Origin of the sequence: uncultured Sphingobacterium sp. (assembly GCF_964277905.1) — a bacterium.
In the GTDB taxonomy this organism is placed as follows: Bacteria; Bacteroidota; Bacteroidia; order Sphingobacteriales; family Sphingobacteriaceae; genus Sphingobacterium; species Sphingobacterium siyangense.
In genome coordinates this window covers 1-12,122 of sequence record NZ_CAXYKD010000042.1, presented here as the reverse complement: position 1 = coordinate 12,122, position 12,122 = coordinate 1, and the positions used below count along the sequence as shown (strand labels likewise).

The following is a 12,122-nucleotide window of genomic DNA, read 5'->3' as shown; positions in this document are numbered from 1 at the left end:
TTGTTGCCGATTGCTAGTTTTGGACTTGGCCTTTACTTTTACTAAATTTAAATAACTAATTTCAAAAAGGAGATTTATATGGATATTCAAGTGCGTAACTTGACAAAGAAGGATTATGTTGATTTGAAAAAATCGATGGAACAGGCATATGATGGTGTTGGTGAGACCTGGTCAAAGGAAAATATTCAGGATTTGATAGAGTTATTTCCCGAAGGGCAGTTATGTGTGGAGATTGATGGACATGTGGTCGCTTGTGCCTTGTCGATTATCCTGAATTCAAAGAAGAATAATATTTACGATAGTTATTATGATATTATCGATGACGGTAAGTTTACCAAACATAGTGATGATGGAGATACACTGTACGGGATAGAAGTGTTTGTTCATCCGGCACATCGGGCCTTACGTCTTGGACGCCGTCTCTATGATGCACGTAAGGAGCTGTGTGAACAGATGAACCTCAAATGTATTGTTGCCGGGGGGCGTATTCCCAATTACCATAACTATGCGGATAAAATGAGTCCGCGGGTTTACATCGAGAAAGTCAAACGTAAGGAGATCTATGATCCGACGCTGACCTTTCAGCTATCGAATGATTTTCATGTCAAAAAAATACTTAAGCACTATCTGCCCGAGGATGCTGAATCGATGGAGTTCGCTACCCTGTTGGAATGGAATAATATTTATTATGAGCCCGAGACAAGGTCCATTTCGACGACCAAGCAGACGATCCGCTTGGGGCTGGTGCAATGGCAAATGCGTTTATTTGATAATCTTGAGGCATTTTACGATCAGATAGAATTCTTTGTGGATACGGTGAGTGATTATGGAACCGATTTTATCATGTTTCCTGAATTCTTTAATACGCCGTTGATGAGTCCGTATAATGATCTTCCCGAGCGCCTGGCAATGGAGAGGCTCGCGCAGCATACCTCGGAGATTATCGATCGCATTCAACAGTTTGCCGTTTCCTACAATGTGAATATCATTGCCGGGTCGATGCCTTTGATGGAAAACAAAAAACTCTATAATGTTTCCTACCTCTGCCATCGCAACGGTAAGCTGGATGAGTTTAAAAAAATTCACATCACCCCAAATGAATTTAAATATTATGGTATGGTGGGCGGAAGTGAGGTAAAGGTGTTTGACACCGATTGTGGTAAAGTGGGACTGTTGATCTGTTACGACGTAGAGTTTCCTGAATTGAGCCGTATTTTGGCCGATCAGGGGATGCAGATCCTATTTGTGCCCTTTATGACAGATACCCAAAACGGATACATCCGGGTGCGTACCTGTGCGCAGGCTAGGGCGATAGAAAATGAATGTTATGTGGCTATTGCAGGCTCCGTGGGCAATTTGCCGCGTGTGAATAATATGGATATACAATATTCGCAGTCCGCTGTTTTTACCCCTTCGGACTTTGCTTTTCCCAATAATGCCATTAAAGCTGAGGCGACACCGAATGCTGAGATGGTGCTTATTGCCGACGTTGATCTTTATGCCCTGCGAGACCTTCATGAGTACGGTACCGTTAAAGTCAAGAAGGATAGAAGGAAGGATTTGTATGAAGTGAAACTTTTGAAGTAAATTTAAATACTCTTTTAATCTCTTAAAATATGATACAAAAAGTCAAATGGGGGACGCTATCCATGGTCTTAATGATGATGTCATGTCAGTCAAATAAGAAAAGCGATACTGCTCAGGAGGTCCGCACAAATTTTTTTGATGTCTCAGGCATGGATACCACAGTGAATCCAGGAGATAATTTCTTCCAATATGCGAATGGAAGCTGGATGAAAAATACCCAGATCCCGGCTTCTGAAACTGGCTGGGGTTCATTTTATATTCTTGCTGATGAAAACCTGGCAAACCTGAAATCTATTTTGGAGGGTGCGGCGAAGTCTGACAACAAAAAAGGTTCCGATCAGCAAAAGGCCGGCGATTTCTATGCGAGTGGTATGGATACGGTGACGATTGATAAATTGGGCGCGAAACCGATCGAAGGGGCTATTCAAAAAATCAATGGGTTGAAAAGTATTGATGAATTGATCGCTTATGCTGCGGATGGATTTAAAGAGGGGGATGGTGATCTTTTTACATTTTATGTAGCAGCAGATGACCGGATCAGCACTAAAAATGCATTGCAATTTTTCCAGGGTGGACTCAACCTGCCTGAAGCAAGTTATTACTTGGATCAGGATGACAAAGCGAAGAAAATCCGGGAGGCCTATGTTGCGTATCTGGTAAAATTATTCGGACTGATCGGCGAAGGGGCAAATGCACAAAAGTCGGCAGAGGAAGTGCTGCGCTTGGAAACAGAAATAGCCAAATCGCATGCTACACCGGTAGAATTGCGCGATCCCATCAAAAACTACCATAAATTTGCGGTACAGGAATTTCAAAAACAAACACCAAACCTCAATTGGAAAGATATTTTGCAACGTTTGGATGTGAAGACCGATACCATTTTGGTACAGCAACCCAAATTTTATCTTGCTCTGAATAATTTGTTGAAATCACAGTCCTTAGATAGTTGGAAAACAAAACTAAAAGCAGATTTAGCGAATGCTTCTGCGACGGCACTGAGCAAGGGTTTCAGGGATGCAAAGTTTGAATTATTCGGAAAAACCCTAAATGGACAGAAGCAGGAGAAGGAACGTTGGAAGCTGATGGTGAGCTCGGCCGACGAGAACCTTGGCGAGCTTGTCGGAAAGTTGTATGTGGATGAGTATTTTAAACCCGAAGCAAAAAAACGAATGCTCGAATTGGTCGACAATTTGCAAAAAGTCTATAAGAGCCGTATCGAGAAATTGGACTGGATGACACCTGAAACCAAAAAGAAAGCGATTGAAAAATTGGAAGCATTTACCAAAAAAATCGGTTACCCGGAGAAGTGGAAAGATTACAGTGACGTGGAGGTTGCCAAAGATACCTACTACGCCAATTTACAGTCTGCGGCAAAGCATACCTATAAAGAAATGGCAGGTAAAATCGGCAAACCGGTTGACAAGGCCGAATGGCTGATGACAACTCCTACGGTGAATGCCTATTACAATCCACCATATAATGAAATTGTATTCCCGGCCGGCATCTTGCAGTTCCCATTCTTCGATGCCAATGCGGACGATGCGATCAATTATGGCGCTATCGGTGCCGTTATCGGACACGAGATGACACATGGTTTTGATGATCAGGGGCGTCAATATGATAAAGACGGTAACTTGAACGATTGGTGGACGGCAGTGGATGCGAAACAGTTTACGGAACGCGCCAATCAGGTAGCGAAGTTATATGGTGGTTTTACGCTGTTGGACAATCAACATGTAAACGGTGAGCTTACTTTAGGTGAAAATCTGGCGGATATCGGCGGTTTAAATATTGCCTATGATGCTTTCAAATTAACCAAGCAAGGGCAGGGGCAGGATAAAATTGATGGCTTTACACCAGATCAACGTTTCTTCCTGAGTTTTGCGCAAGTGTGGCGTGTAAAGAGCAGCGATGAGCGCATGCGGTTACGTTTAAAAGTTGATCCACATAGCCCCGAACAATTTCGGGTAAATGGTCCCGTATACCATATGGAGGCCTTCTATAAAGCATTTAATGTACAGCCTACGGCAAAAATGTATGTAGCACCTGAGAAGAGAATTTTGGTTTGGTAAGCGAAAACAGGGGTGAATAGCATTGTCCCGATACGGATTAAGACAATGCTGTTCAACTCATAACGTTTAAAAGGAAACGAAAAAGTAAATTTGTCTTTGAATTATGATAAAAACTGATTACTTTTGCCCTTCATTTAATAACACATTTAATTAATTAACAATGTACGCAATAGTAAATATAGCAGGACAGCAATTTAAGGTTGCAAAAGACCAGTTCCTTTTTGTACACCGTTTACAAGGAGATGAAGGCGCTAGTATTGAATTTGACAATGTATTGTTAGCAGAAGACGGTGGTAAATTTACCATTGGTACACCTAGCGTTGCTGGTGCAAAAGTTTCGGCTAAAATTTTGTCTCATTTAAAAGGCGATAAAGTTATCGTTTTCAAGAAAAAACGTCGTAAAGGCTACAAAAAGAAAAACGGTCACCGTCAACAATTTTCTAAAATCCAGATCACTGGTATTACGTTATAATTGAATTTTTAATCAGACAAATAGTCTTAAATTAAGATAAAGAAATGGCACACAAAAAAGGTGCGGGTAGTTCTAAGAACGGCCGTGAGTCACATAGCAAGCGTTTAGGTATCAAAATCTTCGGTGGTCAACAAGCAATCGCTGGTAACATCATCGTACGCCAACGCGGTACACAACACAATCCTGACACAAACGTTGGTATTGGTAAAGACCACACATTGTTCGCTTTAGTAGACGGTAAAGTAGTTTTCCGTAAAAAAGCTAACAATAAATCTTATGTATCTGTAGTTCCTACAGAACAAGCATAAGGTTTTGCAACAATATTGGAAAGGCATCAAGAAATTGATGCCTTTTTTGTTGTTTATACTTTTAGCTACTGTTCCGATGTGCCTGCTATCGGGTGATCCTGGAGCGTGATAGCGGGATGCTCTGCGAAATTGCTACCTGGTATACTGAATTTATCGGGCTCGGTACTGAGCTTTTTAAGCTTTTTGGGCTGTTTAAATTGTTATTTTCTGTTAAATGTAACCGCTTTGGTACAATTTTTATAAAGGATAGGTGTTTTTAAGACAATAGGCGTAGCATTCGTAAATATCACTGGATGCAAGCACGATTGAATAAATACTTACATATGAAATACAACAAGTTTGGATATGGTTTGTGTGCCGGGTTATTTGCCTGTTCATTTTATTCCTGTAGTTCGATTTACATGCCCAATGTGCCTTCGGCGCCTATGTTTACGGAAGCTGGCGAGGTCTATGTTTCCGGCAATATCAATACAAAGGCCAATGTATCGGCCAACCTGGGGGTAGCTGTAACAGATCATGTGGCTGTCATTGCCAATGGTTCATATGTGGATAATAGATCCAATATCAAAGACTACGCACAAAAGATGGGCGAAGCGGGGATAGGTTATTACACACGCTTTGGTAGAAAAAATAATCGTGTATTTGAGGTTTACGGGGGGTATGGGCTGGGTAATACAAGTGTGGTTGATAAACGTTCGTCGACGATGGGACAGGCCGTTGTAGAAACGAAGGATATGGATTTTGACAAGGTGTTTGTGCAGGTGAACTTTTCATCGGAGAAAAAGGATGCTCTGAAATTGTTCGGCAACCGGCATGATATTGATTACGGTACCATCATCCGGCTGAGCAATATGCGTATGAAAAATTTTGCTATTGATGGTCTTCCGGCAGAGAAAGAAGATAATATGCTTATTGAACCTGTATTTTATACAAGAATGGGGTTAGGGAAAGGATGGAAGCTGCAATATACGAACGGTATGGTATTCGGTTTTAAAAGTAATACCTATTTAAAAGCAGGGTACCCATTGTTTACACTGGGAGTTTTATATAAATTTGGAGGAAAATAGTGGCTATGAGCAAGAAAATTTTATTTGGATGTTTGGTTCTGCTGGGTTTGTTTATTTCCGGCTGTGGTGTGAATCGACAAAAGGCACAGATCGAAAATTTGGCGAAATGTAAATTCGATGTGGAATCGGTAGATAGTATTCGATTGGCTGGAACATCATTGCAACGACTGATCAGGAATAATCAAATTGACCTGGGAGCGGCGCCGAGCTTGGCATTGGCCTATTTGCGGAAAGATATTCCATTGGATGCAGTTATCCGACTTAAAATTGATAACCCGACGCTCAAAAAAGCGTCTATTAATAAGTTCCAGTATATCATTCTTTACGGCGGGCAGCAGCTTGTGGAAGGGATTGTGAATCAATCATTACAAATAGAGCCCGGAGAATCTACAGTGGCCAATGTGCGTATAGCCACCAATATCTATGATTTGTTGAAGAATTCTGACTTGCAGGATTTTTTAATGTCAAGCGATGAGAATAAAAAGGGGATATTTACGTTAAAAGTTAAACCTTCTATCAATATCGCAGGGCAGTCGGTGTTCTACCCGGGGTATATTACCATCGATAAGGCGGTAAGTCGTAAGATTCTGCTTTAGACACAGGCATGCTGTGATAAGATATCGAGGTTTTCCATGAAAATGGAAAACCTTTTTTATTGATCTTGATTTTCAGGCTAGTTAAGTTCCCCCGGGACCCTAATCAGTATCCTGCTAAATCGTTATTACGAATGGACTATTATGTTAAGAATTAAACTGTAATAAAAAAGTTATAGTGTCAAAGTGTAAAGTATACACCTTATTTTATATTTTAGTCTCTAATTACAAACCTAAATATGTTAAAAAGAATCTTTATTCCTGTTTTGTTATTTGCTGGCGTGCACGCTATGGCTCAGAAGACGTTCGAACCGTATGAGCAACCTATTGAAGGAACCAATCTGACGTTCAAAATGCTAGCAATCCCTGGTGGTAGTTTTAAAATGGGAACTACAAGCGGCGGGAAAGAAGATGAAAAACCTGCACATGAGGTGAAGTTGGACCCATTTTGGATGGGGCAGTATGAAGTAACCTGGGATCTCTTTGAACCGTTCCTGTATAAAGATTATGAGATCGCAAAGAGTAAGGACGGTAAAGTATCCAAAGAGATTGATGCCGTTACGCGACCTACCAAACCCTATTTGGATATGACTTTTGGTTTTGGAAAAGAAGGACACCCGGCCTTGGCGATGACCCATTACAATGCGATCCAATTCTGTAAGTGGTTGTATGTCCGTACCGGTGTGTTTTATCGTTTACCAACAGAGGCTGAGTGGGAATATGCAGCTCGAGCTGGTTCAAAGACAACTTATTTTTTCGGCGATCAAGCAACGCCATTAGCAGATTATGCCTGGTTTAAAGATAATGGTGAACAGAAAACACATATTGTAGGACAGAAGAAACCGAACCCTTGGGGTCTTTATGATATTTATGGCAATGTTGCTGAGTGGACTTATGACCAATATAAGGCCGATAGTTACAATGAAGGCAAAGGAAAGGTATTGACCAACCCCGTAGTCGTTCCGACAACCCTGTATCCACATGTTGTACGAGGTGGTGCTTTTGACAGCGGGGCCGAGGATATGCGCTCTGCAGCGCGTGGTGCTTCAGATCCCGTGTGGAAACAGTTGGATCCACAAATTCCAAAAAGTAACTGGTGGTTTCCGGAAGCTCCATTCGTGGGTATGAGACTGGTAAGACCCCTTAATCCACCCAGTCACGAAGAAATTATGGCTTATTACGACAAACAGCCAATCAAAGACTTTTAATATAAAATAATCAATATAAAACTGTTATGGAAAATCTAGAAAGAAGAGATTTTATTAAAACTTCTGCTGTAGTTGCTGGGGGCGCTGTGTTGAGCTCAATGCCTTTATCAGGTGCATATGCTGCTGGTTCAGATGTTATCAAAGTTGCCTTAGTGGGCTGTGGGGGCCGCGGAACTGGAGCTACATTTGATGCATTAAGTTCGGGAATGAACATTAAAGTGGTGGCACTTGCAGATGCTTTTAAAGATAATTTAGAAAGTACTTATAAAACGCTGAAAGAAAAATGGCAAGATAAGATCGATGTAAGCGACAACCATAAATTTGTAGGGTTCGATGCGTATAAAGATGCAATTCAATTGGCCGATGTTGTTATTTTGGCAACTCCTCCAGGATTTAGACCAATGCATTTTGAGGAAGCGATCCGTCAAGGTAAACATGTTTTCATGGAGAAACCGGTAGCTGTTGATATCCCAGGTGTACAACAGGTCTTACGTGTGGCTGCAGAAGCTAAACGTAAAAAATTGAATGTTGTGGTTGGTTTGCAACGCCGTTATCAAACGAATTACCGTGAGGCTATCAAACGTATTCACGAAGGTGCTATCGGTGATGTTACCTCTGGACAAGTTTATTGGAACTCAGGTGGTGTATGGGTGCGTCCGCGCAAACCAGAGCAAACTGAAATGGAGTACCAAATGCGTAACTGGTATTATTTTAACTGGTTGTGTGGCGATCATATCGTTGAGCAGCACGTGCACAATATTGATATCGCCAATTGGGTGAAAGGTGCTTATCCCGTATCGATCCAAGGTACAGGGAGCAGAGCACACCGTACCGGCAAAGAGTATGGTGAAATTTATGATAATTTCGCATTAGAACTAACCTATGCTGACAATAGTGTTGTTTATAGTCAGTGTAGACACTTTGAGGGTATACATAACCGTGTAGACGAGCAATTCCAGGCAACAAAAGGACGTGCTTACCTTTCTGCAGGTGGACAGGCTGTATTGTACGACTGGAAAGGAAAAGAAATCTATCGCCATGATGCCAAGGGCAATCCGAACCCTTATCAACAAGAACATAAAGAACTTTTTACAGCAATTTCGAAAGGCGAATATAAATTTGATAATGCAGAATATGGTGCTTATAGTACGTTGACAGGTATTATCGGGCGTATCGCTTGTTATACAGGTAAAGTGATCAAATGGGATGAAGCCTTGAAGTCTACCATCAAACTGGGACCAGATGTACTTGCTTGGGATGCTAAACCAAAGTTACTTCCGGATGCAGAAGGTTTTTACCCTGTAGCGATGCCTGGTCAAAACACAAACCTATATATTTAAGTTTTTGGGCCGATGGGATTAAGGTGGAATTTGTGTCTTCTATTTTTTGTCACGATTTGTTGCATTGATGTACAGGCACAAATACCATCAACGAAACTCCAAAAAATTCGGCTGGAAGGACCCGCGCAGGGGACTCAATTCCATATCACTTACTTCGCTTCCGACAGTCTTGTTAGACGGTCGGAAGTTGACAGTATTTTAACGGCGATCGATTTGTCGATGTCAATTTATCGGAAGGACTCGAGAATATCCAAGTTCAATACAGATACGGTAATGTCTATCGTGATGGATAGTCATATGGCCAAGGTGATAAAAGCTTCCTTTAAATATCATAAATTATCGAAAGGTCAATTCGATATTACTATTGCCCCGCTAGTCAACCTATGGGGCTTTGGTGCTAATAAGAGTCCGGTCGCCCCAGATTCGGCGACGGTGCTAAAAGCGAAGGAACTGGTGGGAATGCACTATCTGAAGGTTAGTGGCAATCGGCTGACCAAAAAGAAGAAAGGGATTAAAATAGATGTCAATGGTATTGCCCAGGGCTATACGGTGGATGTTTTGGCCGACTATCTTGGGCGAAAGGGAATTGCCAATTATATGGTAGAGGTCGGTGGTGAAATCAGGGCTTTGGGGACTCCGCCAGGTGGACAGGGCTTTTCTATTGGTATTGTTCAGCCCGATGATGCGGGTGGAGAGGAATTGATGACCGCTGTTGCGCAGCTCAAAGAAGGGGCGCTTACAACGGCAGGCAGTTTTGAAAAGTTTATTAAGTACAAAGGGAAAAAATTGGGTCATCATATCGACCCTGTTTCGGGTTTTCCATACACGACCGATATATTGAGTGTTAGCGTCTATGCGAAGGCTGCTATGGAAGCGGATGCACTGGATAATTATTTTATGGGCATGGAACCCGAACAAATTAAGACAAAGGCCAAAGAATTGAAGGGTGTGGAGGTTTTTGTCATTTTTAAAAATAAAAATCAGTCCATTGAAGCGATTTATTCGGATGGATTTGGTAAATTATTTAAAAATTAATCAATTATAAATAAAATGAAGAGATCGGATTTTATTAAAGGTAGTCTTTTGGCCGCCGGGGCAGGACTAGCTGGACAGGCTTTTGCGTCAACCACTCAAAATACAGCAAATACGATGGATAAAGGAAAGACATTTAACTTAAATTATGCCCCGCATCAAGGGATGTTCAAAAATCATGCAGGTGACAATTTCCTGGATGAAATTCGGTATATGCATGATTTGGGATTTCGTGGAATAGAAGATAATGGCTATTTGGGCAGAACATTGGATGAGCAGAAGAAGATCGGAGATTTATTGGCTAAGTTAGGCATGACAATGGGGGTATTTGTTGTGGATGGCGGACAAAACTGGATGCCTTCTTTAGCGACGGGTAAACAAGAGTATTTAGATAAGTTTGTCGAAACATGCAAGAAGTCTGTCGAAGCTGCCAAGCGATGCAATGCAAAATGGCTGACTGTGGTACCTGGCTTTTATGAAAGAAAACTACCTTGGGGTAATCAGTTCAGCAACATACTTACTGCGATGCGTAAGGGTGCGGAGATCTTTGAACCACATGGCTTGGTGATGGTGTTGGAAACCTTAAGTGATACACCAGATCTATTTTTGCAGCAAACACATGAGACCTATGCTTTATGTAAGGCCGTGAACAGTCCATCCTGCAAAATTTTATATGATATTTATCATATGCAGCGTACCGAAGGAGATTTAATTGCAAATATGAATCGTTGCTGGGATGAAATTGCTTATATTCAAATCGGCGATAATCCAGGCCGTAAAGAACCGACTACAGGAGAGATCAATTATAAAAACGTATTCAAACACATTCATAGTAAAGGATATAAGGGTGTCATGGGGATGGAACATGGTATTTCCAAACCCGGGAAAGAGGGTGAGGATCGCTTGGTGGCGGCTTATCGCGAGGTCGATAGCTTTTTGTAATATTTTAATAGTGTACTATTGACAATTAGATTTAATTTCTTAAATTGAGCAGGTAAAACCAATTAGTAGTATTGTAAAACACCATTTTTTTTATGATTTCATCAACAATAAAATTTAAACTATCCTTCATGATGTTCCTCGAATTTTTTATTTGGGGGGGATGGTTTGTCACATTAGGTACTTTCTTGAGCAAAAATCTACATGCAACGGATTTTGAAATGGCCAATGTATTTTCAACACAATCATTGGGTGCTATTATTGCTCCCTTTATTGTCGGAATGATTGCAGATCGCTATTTCAATGCGGAGCGTATTTTGGGTGTTTTACACTTGGTCGGTGCGGTATTGATGTATCAGATGTATGGTGCTGCAGACATGTCGACATTTTATCCATATGTTTTGGCCTATATGATACTTTATATGCCAACATTAGCTTTGGCTAGTTCAGTTTCATTCAGACAATTGACTAATCCGGAAAAACAATTCTCAGGAATACGTATCTGGGGAACAATTGGTTGGATTGCGGCAGGATTGGCAATTAGCTATATCTTCAGATGGGACGCAGGCGCATCAGAAGGAGCTTTGAAAAATACCTTCTTGATGTCAGGCGTAGCCTCATTGGTACTAGGCGTATTTTCCTTCGCATTACCTAAAACACCGCCTGTTAAATTGGATGAAACCGAAAAACCATCCTTTGCATCAATCATTGGTCTGGATGCGATCAAATTGTTGAAAGACAAAAACTTCTTGATCTTTTTCATTTCTTCGGTATTGATCTGTATTCCTTTGGCATTTTATTATTCAAATGCCAACTTGTTCCTTACTGAAATAGGATTGGAAAATCCAACAGGTAAGATGACGATTGGTCAGTTTTCAGAGGTCTTGTTCTTGTTGGCACTCCCAATTTTCTTTACAAAATTTGGCTTCAAGAAAACAATTTTAGTCGGTATGTTGGCTTGGGTAATCCGTTACCTGTTATTTGCTTATGGCAATTCGGGTGAATTATCGTTCATGTTGTTGATCGGTATTGCATTGCACGGTATCTGTTATGACTTTTTCTTTGTTTCGGGACAGATTTATACGGATAGCAAAGCTGGCGTTAAATATAAATCGGCAGCACAGGGCTTGATCACTTTGGCAACCTATGGTGTTGGACAATTGATCGGTTTCTGGGTAGCAAGTTATGTCGGAGACAAGTACAAAGAATTGAAAGCAACTGATATGGCGGCATTCTGGAATCATACTTGGGTTGTACCTGCAATTATCGCAGCTGTTGTATTTTTTATCTTTTTAGCTTTATTTAAGGACGAAAAGATCGACAATACAAATGCTGCACACTAAACAGAAAAAATAACTATTTAAAAACAAATAATTAGAAGAGAGATGGCAACAAATACTTATGACGCAATTGTAATCGGTTCGGGGATAAGTGGTGGATGGGCTGCGAAAGAATTGACAGAGAAAGGGCTGAAAACAATTATGCTGGAGCGTGGTCGTAACAT

At 41.1% G+C, this 12,122-nt stretch carries 12 protein-coding genes; all 12 read left to right on the top strand.

The features are described 5' to 3' along the window. The first annotated feature begins 78 nt into the window (after positions 1-78). Positions 79-1,587, top strand: a complete 1,509-nt coding sequence (locus ACHWSC_RS18345) for a GNAT family N-acetyltransferase (RefSeq protein WP_394677720.1) — start codon at positions 79-81, stop codon at positions 1,585-1,587. Positions 1,588-1,616: 29 nt separating this feature from the next. Further along, positions 1,617-3,659, top strand: coding sequence for a M13 family metallopeptidase (locus tag ACHWSC_RS18340; RefSeq protein WP_394677719.1), 2,043 nt, complete (start codon positions 1,617-1,619; stop codon positions 3,657-3,659). Positions 3,660-3,819: 160 nt separating this feature from the next. Further along, complete coding sequence (rplU, locus tag ACHWSC_RS18335) at positions 3,820-4,131, top strand: 50S ribosomal protein L21 (RefSeq protein ID WP_028068281.1); 312 nt, start codon at positions 3,820-3,822, stop codon at positions 4,129-4,131. A gap of 44 nt (positions 4,132-4,175) precedes the next feature. Then, a complete protein-coding gene (rpmA, locus tag ACHWSC_RS18330; protein WP_046672918.1) occupies positions 4,176-4,439 on the top strand; it encodes a 50S ribosomal protein L27 in 264 nt (87 codons plus the stop codon). A gap of 323 nt (positions 4,440-4,762) precedes the next feature. Beyond that, a complete protein-coding gene (locus ACHWSC_RS18325; protein WP_394677718.1) occupies positions 4,763-5,506 on the top strand; it encodes a hypothetical protein in 744 nt (247 codons plus the stop codon). A gap of 5 nt (positions 5,507-5,511) precedes the next feature. After that, positions 5,512-6,102 carry a hypothetical protein gene (locus ACHWSC_RS18320; RefSeq protein WP_075992892.1) on the top strand — a complete coding sequence of 197 codons (591 nt, stop codon included), beginning with the start codon at positions 5,512-5,514 and terminating at the stop codon, positions 6,100-6,102. 236 nt (positions 6,103-6,338) lie between these two features. Next, complete coding sequence (locus tag ACHWSC_RS18315; RefSeq protein ID WP_075992891.1) at positions 6,339-7,307, top strand: SUMF1/EgtB/PvdO family nonheme iron enzyme; 969 nt, start codon at positions 6,339-6,341, stop codon at positions 7,305-7,307. 26 nt (positions 7,308-7,333) lie between these two features. Then, complete coding sequence (locus tag ACHWSC_RS18310) at positions 7,334-8,647, top strand: Gfo/Idh/MocA family oxidoreductase (protein WP_046672915.1); 1,314 nt, start codon at positions 7,334-7,336, stop codon at positions 8,645-8,647. A 12-nt stretch (positions 8,648-8,659) separates the two neighbouring features. Then, positions 8,660-9,682 carry an FAD:protein FMN transferase gene (locus ACHWSC_RS18305; protein WP_394677717.1) on the top strand — a complete coding sequence of 341 codons (1,023 nt, stop codon included), beginning with the start codon at positions 8,660-8,662 and terminating at the stop codon, positions 9,680-9,682. A 15-nt stretch (positions 9,683-9,697) separates the two neighbouring features. After that, positions 9,698-10,621 (top strand): hydroxypyruvate isomerase family protein, encoded by a 924-nt coding sequence (locus ACHWSC_RS18300; RefSeq protein WP_394677716.1) that lies wholly within the window; start codon positions 9,698-9,700, stop codon positions 10,619-10,621. Between the two features lie 95 nt (positions 10,622-10,716). Next, a complete protein-coding gene (locus ACHWSC_RS18295) occupies positions 10,717-11,961 on the top strand; it encodes a nucleoside permease (RefSeq protein ID WP_394677730.1) in 1,245 nt (414 codons plus the stop codon). A gap of 42 nt (positions 11,962-12,003) precedes the next feature. Then, on the top strand, positions 12,004-12,122 hold a 119-nt coding region (locus tag ACHWSC_RS18290), incomplete at its 3' end, for an FAD-binding protein (RefSeq protein WP_394677729.1).